Below are 16,251 nucleotides of genomic sequence, written 5' to 3'. Positions count from 1 at the left end.
GCGGACCGCCGCCGGCAGCGGGCTCAACAGCCGCTGGGCGACCACCAACACGCCCTCGACCAGCAGCGCGAGCCCCGCCACCAGCACGGCGCCGGCGACCACCTGGCCGGTGTTGTACGTGTTGAAGCCGGCCGTGATGATGCGGCCGAGTCCGCCGCCGCCGGGCAGCGCCGCCAGCGTCGTGGTCGCCACCACCTGCACGGCGGCCGTCCGCAGCCCCGTCATGATCAGCGGGAAGGCGAGCGGCAGCTCGACCCGGCCCAGCAACTGCCAGCCGGACATGCCCATGCCGCGCGCCGCCTCGACCACGTCCCGGTCGGCCTCGCGCATCCCGACGTACGCGTTGGTCAGCAGCGGCGGCACCGCGAACAGCACCAGGGCGATGATGGTCGGCACGTCCCCGTGCTTGCCCAGCGGCGTCAGCATCAGCACCACGAGCACGGCGAAGGTGGGCACCGCGCGGCCGGCGTTGGAGATGTTGACCGCGAGCGCGCCGCCCTTGCCGATGTGGCCCAGGTAGAGCGCGACGGGCAGCGCGATGGCGCAGGAGATGGCCAGGCACACCAGGGTGAGGTACAGGTGCTCGCCGAGGCGGTGCCAGACGCCGCTGGTGCCCGCCCAGTTCGCGCCGGTCGTCAGCCAGTCCCAGGCGCCGGTGATCTCGTCCATGTCCTCAGCCCGCCTTCGCGGCGCGCGCCACGCGCCGGGTCCCGATCCGCCTGCCGGCCCCGCCACCTGACTCCCGGGCCCGCGCCCGGTTCCAGGGCGTCAGCAGCTTCTGCACGCCGAGCAACAGCACGTCGGCGACGATCGCGAGGGCGACGCAGATGGCGGACGCCGTGAGCACCTGGGCCTTGAAGAAGCTGTCCATGCCGTCGTAGATGAGGTTGCCCAGGCCGCCGAAGCCGACGATCGCGCCGACCGTGGTCAGCGAGATGGTGGAGACCGTCACGATCCGCACGCCCGCCATCAGCGCGGGCAGCGCGAGCGGCAGCTCCACCTCGAGGAGCAGCCGCCCCTGCCCGTACCCCATGCCGCGGGCCGCCTCGCGCGCGTCGGCCGGCACCGACTCGAGGCCGGCCAGGATGTTGCGCACCAGGATGGTGAGCGAATACAGCACGAGCCCGGTGACCACCACCGCCGCCGAGACCCCGAACACCGGCATCAGCAGCGCGAACATGGCCAGCGACGGCACCGTGTACAGCACCGTCGTCAGCCCGAGCACCGGGCCGGCCGCGGCCCGCCAGCGGCGCGCGAGCAGCGCCAGCGGGAACGCCACCAGCAGCCCGATGGCCACCGAGACGGCGGTGATCCACACGTGTTGCACCGTCGCGTCCGTCAGCTCCTGGCTCCGCGTGCGCACGTACTCGCCGCAGATCCACTCGTTCGCCGCGAGACAGCCCTTCGCACTCATGACCGCCTACCTCCCCCGCCCGTGCCGGTCCCATGCCCGGCGCGTCCCGCCCGCGCCGGTCCCATGCCTGGCGACCCTAACCCCGGGCACTGACAATCGAGCCAGACCGCCACGAGAGCGCAATATGTTCTTCAACGACTACGGCGACAATGGGGACCCATGATCCGCTTCGAGCACGTCAGCAAGCGTTACGCCGATGGCACCACCGCGGTCGCCGACCTGTCCTTCGAGGTCGCGGAGGGGGAGCTGGTCACGCTCGTCGGGCCGTCCGGGTGTGGCAAGACCACCACGATGAAGATGGTCAACCGGCTCATCGAGCCGTCCAGCGGGCAGATCTTCCTGGACGGCGAGGACATCGCGACGATCGACCCGGTCCAGCTCAGGCGCCGGATCGGCTACGTCATCCAGCAGGTCGGCCTCTTCCCGCACAAGACCGTCCTGGAGAACACGGCCACCGTGCCGCACCTGCTCGGCTGGCAGCGCGGCCGGGCCAGCGAGCGGGCCGCGGAACTGCTCGACCTGGTCGGCCTCGACCCGTCGGTGTACGGCGACCGCTACCCCGACCAGCTCTCCGGTGGCCAGCGCCAGCGCGTCGGCGTGGCCCGCGCGCTCGCGGCCGACCCGCCGGTGCTGCTGATGGACGAGCCGTTCGGCGCGGTGGACCCGGTCGTGCGCGAGCACCTGCAGAACGAGTTCCTGCGGCTCCAGGAGCAGGTGCGCAAGACGGTGCTGTTCGTCACGCACGACATCGAGGAGGCGGTGCGGCTCGGTGACCGGATCGCGGTCTACGGCGCGGGGAGAATCGAGCAGTTCGACGCCCCGGCCGCGGTGCTCGGCTCGCCCGCCACGCCGTACGTGGCCGACTTCGTCGGCGCCGACCGTGGCCTCAAGCGGCTCACGGTGACCCCGATCGAGCCGGGCGACCTGGAGCAGCCGCCGGTCGTGCACCTGACGGACCCGCTGCCGAAGGCCGCGGCCCGGCTCGCGGCCGAGGGCGCGCGGTGGGCGGTCGTCCTGGACGACCAGGACAACCTGCACGGCTGGATCGTGGCGGACGCGGCGGCAGCGGCCGGCGGCGGGACCGTGGGGGAGCACGCCCGCCGCATGGAGGCGTGGCTTCCGGTCGGCTCCTCGCTCAAGCGGGCGTTCAGCACCATGCTCCAGCACGACGCGGGCTGGATCGCGGTCCTGGACGGCGACCGGTTCCTCGGCGTCCTCACCCCGGCCAAGCTGCACGAGGCGCTGCGCCGCTCCATCGACGCGGACGCCCAGGACATCCCGCGCTCGGACGTCGAACTCCAGACGGTCGCCGACGCGTAGCGCCCCGAGCGGGGCGTACGGCGCCCGCGCGGGCCGGGCTCCCGCCCGCGCGGGCGTGGTTCCGGGCCGCGCGGGCGGGCGTCAGGCCCGGGCCGCGCCGCGCGGGTCGGTGTCGTCGTCCTCCGGGAGCTTCAGGACGCGCTCCAGGAAGAACGCCACCGCGACCACGGCCGCCCCGGCCACCACCGAAGCGGCGGCGTAGATCGCCTGGTCGCGGCGGGCCGGTACGTCGAGTTCGTTGAGCAGCAGGAACAGGCCGACGCCGCCGTACATCCCCGAGACCAGCGCCGCCACCAACGCGCTGGCCTGACCGAAGACCACCGCCCGGGCCGCCACCAGCGGGTCGACGCCCTTCGCGCCGGGCCGCCGCTCACGCTGGGCCTGGAGCCGGGAACGCATCGACAGGGCCGTCGCGCCCAGCACCACGGCGATCAGGGCCAGCACGACGGGGGCCGCCAGCGGCACGCTCGGCAGGGTGCCGAGGGAGTCCCAGAGCCGGGCGCCCGCCCACGACAGGACGCCGGCCGCGAGAAAGAGACCGACCAGTACCCCGATCCGAAGTTGCTTCACCGAGTGGTCGCCCCTCATCGTCGCTCTACCGCCCTTCCACCGGCGCCGCCACCCACGCGCGGCACCAGCTACCTCAACGCCTACTCAGGCAGCCGCAGTTCCAGGTCGACACGCGGCACCACACCGCCACGATCCACCCGCGCCAGCAGTTCGGCGACCGGCCCCCGCCCCGGAACGACCGCCTCCGGCTCCACGTCGTGCCACGGTACGAGAACGAAGGCGCGCTCGTGGCAGCGCGGGTGCGGAAGGGTGAGCACCGGGTCGTCGGAGACGACGTCCTGGTAGGTCACGATGTCCACGTCCAGTGTGCGCGGTCCCCAGCGCTCGTCCCGCACCCGCTCGAAGGCCTCCTCAAGGGCCTGGCCGCGATCGAGCAGCGAGGTCGGGGGCAGGGTGGTCTTCACCAGCACGACGGCGTTGAAGTACGTGGGCTGCGACCCCGACTCCACGCCCCACGGCTCGGTCTCGTAGACCGGGGAGACCGCCTTGACGCGCAGGCCGGGCGTGTCCTCCAGGGCGTCGACCGCGCCCTGCAGGGTCTCCAGGCGGTTGCCCAGGTTGCTGCCGAGCGAGATCACCGCCCACTTCGGGTTGGACAGGGTCACGTCGGCGGCGTCCACCTGTTCCACCACGGAGGAGGGGACGGGCTGCACGGTCGGGTCGCTGCTGCTCATACTCGGCTCCGCGTGATGGTAATGGTCACGTCGTCAAAGGGAACGGTGATCGGGGCTTCCGGCTTGTGCACGACGACCTCCACCTCGCGCACCGCCGCGTGCTCCAGGCACTTCTGGGCGATCCGCTCCGCGAGCGTCTCGATCAGGTCCACCGGCTCCCCCGCCACCACGGCCACGACCTCCTCGGCCACGACCCCGTAGTGCACGGTCTTCGTGAGGTCGTCGTCGGCCGCCGCCGGACGCGTGTCCAGGCCGAGCACCAGGTCCACGACGAAGGTCTGACCCTTCGCGCGCTCCTCGGGGAACACGCCGTGGTGCCCACGGGCCGTCAGGCCGCGCAGCGCGACACGATCCACACGAATCACTCCTGCTGGTCGTCGGTGCGGACGGGCACCGACCACGGCCGGCGCGCCACCCTGGCTGCCTGGGGCTGTCATACCCCCGTTATCGAATCTACCTGCGAGCGCCGACAGCGCCCGCCCTCGGGGGCTATGGACAGCACGGCGTCCAACTGCTAGGCGCCCATCGCCAGCACGCTGACCCGTCTCCCGTGCCCCCACTGCCTACCCTTCCGTAACGCAGCTCGAACGAGTGGCCCAGCACGCCGCGCTGACGGGCCCCGCACCGACACCCCGTCGGCATCCCGGCCAGCCCGTCATGCCCGCGCGCCGGGCCCCCGGAGCCGGGTCCGGTTGGCGTCCAGGGTGGGTCCGGCGCGCGTCCGGCGGGCGTACGCGACGCGTGAGCCAGGGGTACGGGAGGCGTACGGGACCCGCCGCGTCCCCTGCGCGGTGGCCGCCCGGACCGCTCGCGGCGGCGGCCCGCCAGCACGCGGCGCGGCCCGGACCCCCAAGGGGCCCGGGCCGCGCCGCCAGGTCGCCGGCTCAGTCGCCGAGGCCGGCCGGGCTGCCGCCGATGCCGTCGTCGGGGGGCGTGTCGGGGTCCTCGTCGTCCCGCTCGGTCAGCACCGGCGAGCCGTGGTGGGACCAGACCTTCCAGTCGTCCCCGCTGCGCCGGAACACGTTCGTCGCCACCACGAGTTGCCCCACCAGCGGGCCGAGCGTGCCCTCCTCCTCGGCCGGGCCGCCGCTGAGGATGTTCTCCGTACAGGTGACCAGCGCGGTGTCACCGAGCACGGACACCTCGACGTCGGTCAGGAAGAACTGGATGTACTCCGTGTTCGCCATGATCAGCGCGTACGAGCGGAGCACCTCGCTTCGCCCGCGCAGCACCGGCCACCCCGGGTGGACGCAACTCACGTCGCCGTCCAGCCACATCGCGCCGAGCGCCGCCGCGTCGCCGCGCTCCATCGCCTCGTACAGGGCGGTGTTCGCCCGTTCCACCAGTTCGTTGTCCGTACGGGAAGTCACACCGCTCCCTCTGCGTTGGCCACGCCGACCCCACCTACCCCGCTCGCCTCGCACGTTCCGTCTGCCCCTGCCCGCTCCGTCTCCGTTCCGTGCCCCGCGCCCCCGGCCGCTCCCGCGCCGCGCGTCGCGCTCTCGATCGCCCGGGCGACCCGCACCGCGTCCGCGCTGGCCCGCACCTCGTGTACCCGCACCGCCCAGGCGCCCTCGCGGGCGGCGATGGCCGAGACGGCGGCCGTCGCCGCGTCCCGCTCGCGCGCGGGCGGCGGGCTGCCGGCGCCGCCGGCCAGCACCCGGCCGAGGAACCGCTTGCGCGAGGCCGCCACCAGCAGCGGCCGCCCGAGCGCGCGCAGCCGGCCCAGGTTGGCCACCAGCGCCAGGTCGTGGTCGGCCTGCTTCGCGAAGCCGAGCCCCGGGTCGAGGACGATGCGGTCGGGCTCGATTCCGCCGGCCACCGCGCGCTCCAGGCTCTCCTCCAGTTCGGCGACGACCTCGCCGACCACGTCCCCGTAAACGGCCCGGTTATTCATGTCGATGGACTGGCCGCGCCAGTGCATGACGACGAACGGCACCCCGGCCGCGGCGACCATCGGCACCATCGCGGGGTCGGCCGCGCCGCCGCTCACGTCGTTGACCAGCGCGGCGCCGGCCTGCACGGCGAGTTCGGCGACCGAGGCGCGCATGGTGTCCACGCTGACGACGGCGCCGGCGCCGGCCAGCTCCCGCACGACGGGCACCACCCGGCGCAGCTCCTCCGCCTCGTCGACGCGGGCCGCGCCCGGGCGGGTGGACTCGCCGCCCACGTCCACCAGGTCGGCGCCGCTGGCGACCAGGTCGAGACCGTGCTTGACGGCCAGCTCGGTGTCGAACCACTGGCCGCCGTCCGAGAAGGAGTCCGGCGTCACGTTCACCACGCCCATCACGGCGCACCGGTCCCACTCGGGCAGTCCGACCAGTCCGCCGAGACCCAGCCGCCCACCGCCATCACGCAACGTACTCATGCCTCCAGCCTAGGCGGCCCCTCCCGCCGGGCCCCCGGCCGGCGCCCGCTAGCCCGGACTCGCCTGCGAGGCGCCGGCGCCCACGCGCAGGCCCGGCCCGTCGGCCACGTCGGCGCGGCCGGCCTTCGCGGGCGCACCGCCGCCGGGGGCCGAACCGGAACCGCGCCGCCACCACCTGGGGCGCGGCAGCGACAGCGAGACGAAGCCCTCGGCCTGCATCGCGGCGAGGCCGATGCGCGGCAGGTCACGGGTGTTGCGGAAGACCACGAAGCGCGGCTCCCAGCGCGGCTGGAACTTCGCGTTGAACTTGTACAGCGACTCGATCTGGAACCAGCGCGACAGGAACAGCAGCAGCCCGCACCAGCCGCGCAGCACCGGCCCGGCGCCCAGCCTCTCGCCGCGCGCCAGCGCCGAGCGGAACATCGCGAAGTTGAGCGAGACCCGCTGCACCCCAAGCTCCGGCGCGGCCTGCAGGGAGGCCACGATGAGCAGTTCGTTCATGCCCGGGTCGGCGGACCGGTCGCGGCGCATCAGCTCAAGGGACATGCCGTCGCGCCCCCACGGCACGAAGTGCAGCACGGCCTTCAGATCCCCGTACGGGCCGGCGTCCGCGCCCCCGGTCTCGGCGTCCGTGTCGCGCCGGTGCGCCGTGGCGATCACCGCGTCGCCGTCGGCGGGGTCGCCGATCCGGCCGAGCGCCATGGAGAAGCCGCGCTCGGTGTCGGTGCCGCGCCAGTCGGCCGCCGCGCGCTGGACGCGCTCCAGCTCGCCGGGGCCCAGGTCGCGCACCCGCCGCACCCGGGTCTCGTAACCGCCCCGCTGGATGCGCCCGACCATCTGCCGCACGTTGCGCATCGAGCGCCCGCTCAGCGTGAAGTCGGCCACGTCCACGATGGCCTCGTCGCCCAGCTCCAGCGCGTCCAGGCCCGACTCGCGGGTCCACACCTGGCCGCCGGTCTCGCTGCACCCCATCACCGCGGGCGTCCACGAGTGCGCCCTGGCCTCGGCCATGAAGCGCTCGATGGCACCGGGCCACGCCTCCACGTCGCCGACCGGGTCGCCGCTGGCGAGCATCACGCCGGACACCACCCGGTAGCAGACGGCGGCCTTGCCGCTGGGCGAGAAGACCACGGCCTTGTCGCGGCGCAGCGCGAAGTGGCCCAGCGAGTCCCGGCCACCGTGCCGGGCCAGCAGCTCCCGAAGCCGCTCCTCGTCCTCGGCGGTCAGCCGGGCGGCCGGCTGCTCGGGCCGGAAGGCCAGGTACGCGGTGGTCACCACGGTCAGCAGGCCGAGGGCGCCCAGCGAGTAGCCGACCGTGTAACTGACGTCGCCCGTGTAGCGCACCGGGCCCTCGAAGCCGAAGAGGCCCCACAGCACGTGCTGGCACCGGTCCCCGAACGACGGCGAGCCGATGACCTTGCCCGGGTGCGAGCCGACGATGACAAGGCCGAGCACGAGGCTCGCCCCGCCGAGGACGACGAAGTTGGCCAGCGCCTTCCACCGGGTGCGCGGGTCGGGCAGCGCGGCGAACTCGCCCCGGTGCCGTACCAGCACCGCCAGCAGCACCAGGGACAACAGCGCGCCGGCGACGGAGTGCCGGTAGACGAGCTGGGCCGCGGCGCCCGCCGGCAGCAGGCCGGCCGCCGCGATCCAGGCCCGGCGTTTGCGCCGCTTGAGGCCGTGGGCGAGCATGAGGAGCAGCACGCCCACCACGATCGAGGCGGCGGCGGCCAGCGGGCTCACCGCGCCGGGCAGGATCTCCGCCACCGCGTGCAGCCTGCTGTGGCGAAAGCGCGGGAAGACGCCCGCGGCGATGTCGAGCAGGCCGATCAGTGCGCTGGCGGTGCCGATCACGGAGGGGACGGCCTCGGGTCGAGGGCCCCGAGCCACCCGTCGCAGCCTGGTGGCAACCACTTTGGACTCTTCACCGTCTTGCCTTGCAGACATGTACTTCCCGTCGCCCCTGTCAAGAGGATCTGCTGTCCGCTGTTTCACAGCTTTGGTCACATCGCGCGCCCTCTAGGACGGTGATTCACCGCACGGGGTTCATTCCGCGGCACGGGTGACCGGTCGCCCGTCAGAAAGCTCACCATGGGTCTCACCAGCAACAAGGTCGTGACGATCGCCGTCATCATGGCCGTGCTGTTCTTCGCCGCCACCGTCTGGCTGTGGCCGCGGTTGGCGGGGCGTACCCCCTGGGCCGTCCTCGGCCGCGTCGGCACGCTGCTGGCCACCCAGGTCTCGGTGTTCTGCGCGATCGGCCTGTTCGCCAACCAGACCTTCGGCTTCTACGGCTCGTGGGCCGACCTCTTCGGCACCGAGGACACCCCCGGCGTGGTCGTGGACCACGACACCCCGGCCCACAAGCGGGTCAAGGTCATCAGCACCCGCAAGGTCAACGTGCCGGGCGGCGACCGGCCGAGCGTCGGCGGGCGCATCGAGAGGGTCACCGTGCAGGGCCCGACCTCCCGGATCGCCAGCCCGGCGTACGTGTACCTGCCGCCCGAGTACTTCAGCGAGCCCGACCGCGTCTTCCCCGCGACCGTGGTCCTCACCGGCTACCCCGGCACCGCCGAGGCGCTGATCAACGGCCTGAAGTACCCGCAGACCGCGCACAAGCTGGTCAAGCGGGAGGAGATGCAGCCGATGGTGCTCGTCATGCTGCGGCCGACGGTCGCCCCGCCACGGGACACCGAGTGCGTGGACGTGCCGCGCGGCCCGCAGACCGAGACCTTCTTCACCAAGGACCTGCCGCACGCGATATCGGCGCACTACCGCACCGGCAAGGACGCGCGGAGCTGGGGCGTCATCGGCAACTCGACCGGCGGCTACTGCGCGCTGAAGATGACCATGCGCCACCCGAAGGCGTTCTCGGCCGGGGCCGGCCTCTCCCCCTCGTACGAGGCGCCCATCGACCGCACCACCGGCGACCTGTTCGGCGGCAGCAAGCAGCTCAAGCGCGAGAACGACCTGATGTGGCGGCTCGACCACAAGCCCGCGCCCCCGGTGTCCCTGCTGGTCACCAGCAGCAAGAAGGGCGAGCACAACTACAAGGACACCCTGAGGTTCATCGACAAGGTCAAGCGGTTGAACGCGGCCGGCGAGCCGACCCGGATCTCCTCGATCCTGCTGGAGAGCGGCGGCCACAACTTCAACACCTGGCGCCGCGAGGTCGCCCCCACCCTCACCTGGATGGGCAGCCGCCTGGTGGCCCCCGCCTCCCCCGCCACCTGACGCCCCGCGCCGCGCCGGGCCCCCGGCGCGGCGCCGCGCGACACACCGGCCCCCGGCGGCGGGGGCCGGGTCCGGCTAGCGGCCGATGATCAGGCTCATCGCCTCGGAGCGGGTGGCCGAGTCGCGCAGTTGGCCACGGACGGCGGAGGTCAGCGTCTTGGCGCCCGGCTTGCGGATGCCGCGCATCGACATGCACATGTGCTCGCACTCGATGACGACGATCACCCCGCGCGGCTCCAGTATCCGCATCAGCGAGTCCGCGATCTGCGTGGTGAGCCGCTCCTGGACCTGCGGGCGGCGCGCGAAGACGTCCACCAGCCGGGCCAGCTTGGACAGCCCGGTGATCTTGCCGTCGCTGGAGGGGATGTACCCCACGTGCGCCACGCCACGGAAGGGGACCAGGTGGTGCTCGCAGGTGCTGAACACCTCGATGTCCTTGACCAGCACCATCTCGTCGTGGCCCAGGTCGAAGGTCGTGGTCAGCACGTCCTGGGGCTCCTGCCACAGGCCGGCGAATATCTCCCGGTACGCCCGGGCCACCCGCCCCGGCGTCTCCCGCAACCCCTCCCGGTCCGGGTCCTCGCCGACGGCGATCAACAGCTCGCGAATCGCGTTCTCGGCGCGCTTCTCATCGAACTCGCCGATGGTGCTCTCGCCGTCCAGGGTGACCGGGTCGGTCATGGGCGTTGCCTCGTTCCTCGCTCGTGCTGCCGACTCCATCCAGCCGTACAGCCGTACAGCCGCACGCGGGACTCACCCGCGCATCCCGCGCCAAAGGCCGCGCCCCCCAGGCTAGAACCTGGGGGGCGCGGCCTACATTCCGGGCCATGGGCGCCGCCCGTCATCGTGACGAACGCCACCCGGTCCGCGAGCCTGGCGCGGGCTCCCGGACCCGACCGCCACGGGCACCGCCCGGGCGGTGCGATCCGGTGGATCAGGCGTCGCCGCGCGGCGGCTCGTCCTGGAGTTCCGGCGAGTCCTCGGACGTGCCGCCCTTGGCCAGGGTCGCGGACGCGGTGCCGTTGGCCGGGGCCAGCTCGCGGGGCGAGAGCACCGGCGGCCGGGTCGACGGCGTGCGCCGCGAGGAGCCGGTCCAGGCCGGGCGGAGCGGGCGCTTGACGACCGTGGAGAAGATCTCCGCCAGCTCCTCCTTGTTCAGGGTCTCCTTCTCAAGGAGGGCGAGCACGAGGTTGTCGAGCACGTCCCGGTTCTCGACCAGGATCTCCCACGCCTCGTTGTGCGCGTTCTCGATGAGCTTCTTGACCTCTTCGTCGACCAGCGCGGCGACCTCTTCCGAGTAGTCACGCTGGTGCGACATGTCGCGGCCGAGGAACGGCTCGGAGTTGTCGGAGCCGAACTTGATCGCGCCGAGCCGCTCGGTCATGCCGTACTGCGTGACCATCGCGCGGGCGGTGCGGGTCGCCTTGTCGATGTCGTCGGAGGCGCCGGTGGTCGGGTCGTGGAAGACCAGCTCCTCCGCCGCGCGCCCGCCCATCATGTACGCGAGCTGGTCGAGCATCTCGTTGCGCGAGGTGGAGTACTTGTCGTCCTCCGGCAGCACCATCGTGTATCCGAGGGCGCGGCCACGGGAGAGGATGGTGACCTTGTGCACCGGGTCGCTGTTCGGCGACGCCGCCGCGACCAGGGCGTGCCCGCCCTCGTGGTACGCGGTGGTCTTCTTCTCCTTGTCGCTCATGATCCGGGTCCGCTTCTGCGGGCCGGCCACGACGCGGTCGATGGCCTCGTCCAGGGCGTGGTTGTCGAGCAGCTTCTTGTCGCTGCGGGCGGTCAGCAGCGCCGCCTCGTTCAGCACGTTCGACAGGTCGGCGCCGGTGAAGCCGGGGGTGCGGCGGGCGACGGCCTGCAGGTCGACGTCCGGGGCGACCGGCTTGCCCTTCTGGTGGACCTTGAGGATCTCCAGACGGCCCTGCATGTCCGGCCGGTCCACGGCGATCTGCCGGTCGAAGCGGCCGGGGCGCAGCAGCGCGGGGTCGAGGATGTCGGGCCGGTTGGTCGCGGCGATCAGGATGACGCCGCCCTTGACGTCGAAGCCGTCCATCTCCACCAGGAGCTGGTTCAGCGTCTGCTCGCGCTCGTCGTGGCCACCGCCCATGCCGGCGCCACGGTGCCGGCCCACGGCGTCGATCTCGTCCACGAAGACGATGGCCGGGGCGTTCGCCTTGGCCTGCTCGAACAGGTCGCGGACGCGGGAGGCGCCGACACCGACGAACATCTCGACGAAGTCGGAACCGGAGATCGAGTAGAACGGCACGCCCGCCTCACCGGCGACGGCGCGCGCGAGGAGCGTCTTGCCGGTGCCGGGGGGGCCGTACAGCAGCACACCCTTGGGGATCTTGGCGCCGACGGCCTGGAACTTCGCGGGCTCCTGCAGGAACTCCTTGATCTCGTGGAGTTCCTCGACCGCCTCGTCGGACCCGGCGACGTCGGCGAACGTCGTCTTCGGGGTGTCCTTGGTGATCAGCTTGGCCTTGGACTTCCCGAAGTTCATGACCCGGGAGCCGCCGCCCTGCATCTGGTTCATCAGGAACAGGAAGACGACGACGATCAGCACGAAGGGAAGCAGCGACAGCAGGATGCCGATAAACGGATTCTGCTTCGACTGGGAGACCGTGTACCCGTCGGGGATCTGGTCCTTCTCGGCGTTGGCCTGAAGCGTCGTGGCGATCCGGACGCCCTGGTCACCGATGTAGTTGGCCTGCAGCTTCCGGCTGCCCGAGATCTCGTCCTCGCCGTCCTTCAGCTGGATCTTGATCTTGTGCTCGTCGCCGGTCGTCAGCTCTGCGGATTTGACTCGGTTCTTGTCGATCGCATTGACGACCTCGCTGGTGTCCACCGACTTGTAGCCGCCGGACGAACCGACGACCTGCATCAACACGACCACGGCGAGGACGGCCAGCACGATCCACATGACCGGCCCACGGAAGTAGCGCTTCACGTCCATCCATACGGGGCGGAATCGCCCCGTCCCTCCTGCCACAGTGAGGCACGGAACCCTCTCGCGAGAGCTGCTTGTGCGTGCGGTGTTTTACTCGGTCTGAAAAGACTGACCTTCGGACGGTACCCCAGCATCGTCACCAGGCGCCGCCACGGGCGGTTAACGAAATGGCCTTCCCCTGCTTCAACGGTGGGAAACGGTGCCCGGTTCCCACCGTGGCCCGGGGCCGGGGGCCGGCCGGTCAACCGCCGTAGACGTGCGGTGCCAAAGTGCCCACGAAGGGCAGGTTGCGGTACTTCTCCGCGTAGTCGAGGCCGTATCCCACGACGAACTCGTTGGGGATGTCGAAGCCGATCCACTTCACGTCGATGTCGACCTTGGCCGCCTCCGGCTTGCGCAGCAGGGTGACGACGTTGAGCGAGGCCGGGTTGCGCGAGCCCAGGTTCGACAGCAGCCAGGACAGCGTCAGGCCGGAGTCGATGATGTCCTCGACGATCAGCACGTCACGGCCGGCGATGTCGGTGTCCAGGTCCTTGAGGATGCGCACCACCCCGGAGGACTGGGTGCCGGCGCCGTACGAGGACACCGCCATCCAGTCCATCGTGACGGGGGTGGACAGGGCCCGCGCCAGGTCGGCCATGACCATCACGGCGCCCTTGAGGACGCCGACGATCAACAGGTCCTTGCCCTGGTACTCCGCGTCGATCTTGGCCGCCAGCTCGGCCAGCTTCGCGTCGATCTCTTCCTTGGTGATGAGCACCGACTGGAGGTCGGTGCCCATGTCCTTGTCGTCCACCCGCGCCACTCTCGCTTGGTTCACGCTTACCAGGCTCGGGCGAATCAGCCCTGCCGGATGACCAGTCTGCCACCCTGCCTGAGCACCTCGATGCGGCCGGGCAGGTTGATGGCGCGCTGACCGTGCCAACTGGTGATCAGTCGGTCCACCTCCTCGATGTGCCGGGCGAAGAGCGAACCCGCAGGTGAGCCGGCTGCGATGGCCACCCGGCGGAGCACCCTGCGGCGCACGGCGGCCGGCAGGTCGCGCAGCGCGGCGGTGTCGAGCGAATCGATGACGTCACAGGGCTCCGCGGCGGCGCTCGGCCGGGAGCGGGTGAGGGAGCCGACGGAGCCCGTGGGGGAGGCCGGGGACGCGCCGGCGGCGGGGGCCGCGTCGACGGGAGGCGCCACGGACGGTACGGGGGACGGTCCGCCGGCGGGGGCGTCGGCGGTGGGGCGTACGGCGGCGCGGGCGCCGGGGGGCGCGGACGCGGGGCGGGGGGTCGGGTGGGAGGGGGCGGTGGGGCGGGTGGGGACCGTCGCGCGGTCCTTGGGGACGGGGCGGGCGGCGCGGGCGACGGCCTCCGCCTCGGCGGCCCAGGCGTCCAGGGCGTCCGCGTCGTCGCGGGAGAGCTGCGCCGTGCGGGCCAGGGCCTCGACGACGCCCTTGCCGAGCGCCTTCTCCAGCATCGGCAGCGCCTCGTGGCGCACCCGGGAGCGGGTGAACGCCGGGTCGGCGTTGTGCGGGTCGTCCCACACCGGCAGCGACTGGGCCAGGCACGCCCGGCGGGCGGTCTGCCGGTCGAGGTGCAGGAACGGGCGGCGGTAGCGGCCGCCCTCGCCGGAGACGACGGCCATGCCGGACAGCGAGCGGGTGCCCGAGCCGCGGGCGAGCCCGAGCAGCACCGTTTCGGCCTGGTCGTCGCGGGTGTGGCCGAGCAGGACGGCGCGGGCGCCGTACCGCTCCGCGGCGTGGTCGAGCGCCCCGTACCGGGCGTCGCGGGCGGCCGCCTCGGGGCCGCCGTCGCGGCCGACGGCCACGGCGATGGACTCGACGGGGTCCAGACCCAGCGCGCGCAGCCGCTCGCAGACCTCGACGGCGCGCGCGTCGGAGCCCGGTTGCAGCCCGTGGTCGACGGTGACGCCGCCGGCCCGCAGCCCCAGCTTCGGGGCCTCGAAGGCGAGGGCGGAGGCGAGCGCCATGGAGTCGGCGCCGCCGGAGCAGGCGACGAGGATCAGCGGGCGCGGGTCGGCCGCGGTGTCCAGCGGGGAGCCGCCGGGCGCGGGTACGACACTGCGGGCGGCGCCGCCGCGGGCGGTCTCGGAGCCGCGGGCGGCGGGGGGCGAGGGGGGAGCCACGGGCGCCGCGGGAGCGGGCGGGGCGGGGAGGGATGAGGGGGATGAGGGGGAGTTGATGTCGGCGAGGACGTCTTGGAGTACGCGGCGAACCGCCAGGCGTATCGCGGCGACCGCTGGATGGGGACCCATGTCCGTTTCCCATCTTTCAATCGGGGGGTGCCTCGGGAGCCAGATGAGGCTCCAGTCACGCTAAGTATGTAGATGGTGACAGAGCCGAGCTGTTACCCGAGCATCGCACGCCTACCCGTTGCCGAGGGTCCCTCAGACGAGTGATGAAGTGGTCGTTCACCTGCCTCCTGGCGTGCGTGCCCTACGACTCTGCCTTACGGTGCACCCTCGCGACCCAGTCCGCCGGTTTGTGGATCTCGGCCTTGGTCGGGAGGGTGTTCGGGGACGTCCAGACGCGGTTGAAGCCGTCCATGCCGACCTCGCCCACCACGGCCCGTACGAACCGCTCCCCGTCCCGGTACTGCCGCAGCTTCGCGTCGAGGCCGAGCAGCTTGCGCAGCGCCTGGTCGAGCCGGCCGGCGCCGCTGGCCCGGCGCTTCTGGAACTTCTCCCTGATCTCCGCGACGGAGGGCACGACCGAGGGGCCCACGCCGTCCATGACGAAGTCCGCGTGCCCTTCGAGCAGCGACATCACGGCCGTGAGCCGCGCCAGGATCTCGCGCTGGGTGGGGGTCTGCACCAGCTCCACGATGCTGCGCCCACCGCGCTCGACCGGGCCACCGTCGGGGTGCTCGGGGCGGTTCCCGGTCAGCGACTGGGCGGCCTCGCGCAGCCGCTCCAGGAGGGTGGCCGGGTCGACGTCGGTCTCGCCGAGGAACGCCTGGATCTCGGACTCCAGGTGATCGCGCAGCCAGGGCACGGCCGTGAACTGGGTGCGGTGCGTCTCCTCGTGCAGGCACACCCAGAGCCGGAAGTCGTGCGGGTCCACGTCCAGCTCCCGCTCGACGTGCACGATGTTGGGCGCGACGAGCAGCAACTGGCCACCGCCGGTGCCGCCCGGCAGGTCGCGGCTGGCCGGCGCGAACGTCTCGTACTGGCCGAGCACCCGGGAGGAGAGGAAGGAGAGCAGCATCCCCAGCTCGACGCCGGTCACCTTGCCGCCGACCGCGCCGAGCACGGCCCCGCCCGGGCTGGCGGAGCGGCGGGACCGCATCTTGTCGAGCAGTGGCCCGAGCACGGCGCGGAACCCGGCGACGTTCGCCCGCACCCAGCCCGCCCGGTCCACGACCAGGACCGGCGTGTCCGCGAACTCGCCGCCGGCCGGCGCCATCCGGGTGAACGCGCGTACGTGCTCCTCCGACGCCTTGGCGTGCCGGCGCAGCTCCTGGACCGCCGCCCGCGCCTCGTCCTGGCTCACCTCGGGACCCGACCGCGCGAACCGGATGGCGGTCGCCATCGCGAGATTCCAGTCGACCATCTCGACACCACCGATGCTCGTCATGGCTTCACGGTACGTGGGCCTCCCCGATGTGGGGTAGCGAACGATGTTTCCGCTCGGCTGGCGGACATCCCGGCGGCCGGCCCCGCCACCCCGCGTGGCCTGCGCCCCGACCGCCCGCGCCGACCTGTC

At 72.5% G+C, this 16,251-nt stretch carries 14 protein-coding genes and 1 pseudogene; 2 read left to right on the top strand and 13 right to left on the bottom strand.

Annotated features, from left to right (window positions below; translation table 11 throughout):
* Positions 1-54 precede the first annotated feature (54 nt).
* Positions 55-669 (bottom strand): annotated as a pseudogene (locus tag OYE22_RS18195) (ABC transporter permease); the annotation flags it as partial.
* Between the two features lie 4 nt (positions 670-673).
* Positions 674-1,414: an ABC transporter permease gene (locus OYE22_RS18190; RefSeq protein WP_277321396.1), complete on the bottom strand. Its 741-nt coding sequence runs from the start codon at positions 1,412-1,414 to the stop codon at positions 674-676.
* Between the two features lie 159 nt (positions 1,415-1,573).
* Here OYE22_RS18190 and OYE22_RS18185 point away from each other — a divergent pair, with 159 nt between their 5' ends.
* Positions 1,574-2,734 carry a betaine/proline/choline family ABC transporter ATP-binding protein gene (locus OYE22_RS18185; RefSeq protein ID WP_277321395.1) on the top strand — a complete coding sequence of 387 codons (1,161 nt, stop codon included), beginning with the start codon at positions 1,574-1,576 and terminating at the stop codon, positions 2,732-2,734.
* 81 nt (positions 2,735-2,815) lie between these two features.
* Here the strand turns inward: OYE22_RS18185 and OYE22_RS18180 are convergent, their stop codons facing one another.
* The 6 genes from OYE22_RS18180 to OYE22_RS18155 form a co-directional block, all read right to left on the bottom strand.
* A complete protein-coding gene (locus tag OYE22_RS18180) occupies positions 2,816-3,304 on the bottom strand; it encodes a DUF3180 domain-containing protein (protein ID WP_277321394.1) in 489 nt (162 codons plus the stop codon).
* Between the two features lie 80 nt (positions 3,305-3,384).
* Positions 3,385-3,978, bottom strand: coding sequence for a 2-amino-4-hydroxy-6-hydroxymethyldihydropteridine diphosphokinase (folK, locus tag OYE22_RS18175; RefSeq protein WP_277321393.1), 594 nt, complete (start codon positions 3,976-3,978; stop codon positions 3,385-3,387).
* Positions 3,975-4,334: a dihydroneopterin aldolase gene (folB, locus tag OYE22_RS18170; protein WP_232544128.1), complete on the bottom strand. Its 360-nt coding sequence runs from the start codon at positions 4,332-4,334 to the stop codon at positions 3,975-3,977. The genes folK and folB overlap by 4 nt, the downstream gene beginning before the upstream one ends.
* 528 nt (positions 4,335-4,862) lie before the next feature.
* Positions 4,863-5,348, bottom strand: coding sequence for a nuclear transport factor 2 family protein (locus OYE22_RS18165; protein ID WP_277321392.1), 486 nt, complete (start codon positions 5,346-5,348; stop codon positions 4,863-4,865).
* On the bottom strand, positions 5,345-6,301 hold the full coding sequence (gene folP / locus OYE22_RS18160; RefSeq protein WP_277324188.1) for a dihydropteroate synthase: 957 nt from the start codon (positions 6,299-6,301) through the stop codon (positions 5,345-5,347). The genes OYE22_RS18165 and folP overlap by 4 nt, the downstream gene beginning before the upstream one ends.
* Before the next feature lie 93 nt (positions 6,302-6,394).
* Complete coding sequence (locus tag OYE22_RS18155; protein WP_277321391.1) at positions 6,395-8,293, bottom strand: phosphatidylglycerol lysyltransferase domain-containing protein; 1,899 nt, start codon at positions 8,291-8,293, stop codon at positions 6,395-6,397.
* Between the two features lie 144 nt (positions 8,294-8,437).
* On the opposite strand from OYE22_RS18155, the gene OYE22_RS18150 reads away from it, so the two are divergent.
* The gene (locus tag OYE22_RS18150; protein ID WP_277321390.1) at positions 8,438-9,580 is read left to right on the top strand and encodes an alpha/beta hydrolase-fold protein; all 1,143 of its coding nucleotides are present in this window, start codon (positions 8,438-8,440) and stop codon (positions 9,578-9,580) included.
* A 75-nt stretch (positions 9,581-9,655) separates the two neighbouring features.
* Here OYE22_RS18150 and folE read toward each other — a convergent pair whose 3' ends face one another.
* From folE to OYE22_RS18125, 5 genes are all read right to left on the bottom strand, one after another.
* The gene (gene folE, locus OYE22_RS18145) at positions 9,656-10,261 is read right to left on the bottom strand and encodes a GTP cyclohydrolase I FolE (RefSeq protein ID WP_277321389.1); all 606 of its coding nucleotides are present in this window, start codon (positions 10,259-10,261) and stop codon (positions 9,656-9,658) included.
* A 253-nt stretch (positions 10,262-10,514) separates the two neighbouring features.
* On the bottom strand, positions 10,515-12,542 hold the full coding sequence (ftsH, locus tag OYE22_RS18140; protein ID WP_277321388.1) for an ATP-dependent zinc metalloprotease FtsH: 2,028 nt from the start codon (positions 12,540-12,542) through the stop codon (positions 10,515-10,517).
* A 235-nt stretch (positions 12,543-12,777) separates the two neighbouring features.
* The gene (gene hpt / locus OYE22_RS18135) at positions 12,778-13,317 is read right to left on the bottom strand and encodes a hypoxanthine phosphoribosyltransferase (protein ID WP_176166198.1); all 540 of its coding nucleotides are present in this window, start codon (positions 13,315-13,317) and stop codon (positions 12,778-12,780) included.
* Positions 13,318-13,376: 59 nt separating this feature from the next.
* Positions 13,377-14,672 (bottom strand): tRNA lysidine(34) synthetase TilS, encoded by a 1,296-nt coding sequence (gene tilS, locus OYE22_RS18130; RefSeq protein ID WP_277321387.1) that lies wholly within the window; start codon positions 14,670-14,672, stop codon positions 13,377-13,379.
* A gap of 310 nt (positions 14,673-14,982) precedes the next feature.
* The gene (locus OYE22_RS18125; RefSeq protein ID WP_277321386.1) at positions 14,983-16,122 is read right to left on the bottom strand and encodes a zinc-dependent metalloprotease; all 1,140 of its coding nucleotides are present in this window, start codon (positions 16,120-16,122) and stop codon (positions 14,983-14,985) included.
* Between the last annotated feature and the right edge of the window lie 129 nt (positions 16,123-16,251).

Origin of the sequence: Streptomyces sp. 71268, from assembly GCF_029392895.1 — a bacterium.
Classification (GTDB): domain Bacteria; phylum Actinomycetota; class Actinomycetes; order Streptomycetales; family Streptomycetaceae; genus Streptomyces.
This window is presented reverse-complemented; position numbering and strand designations above follow the sequence as displayed.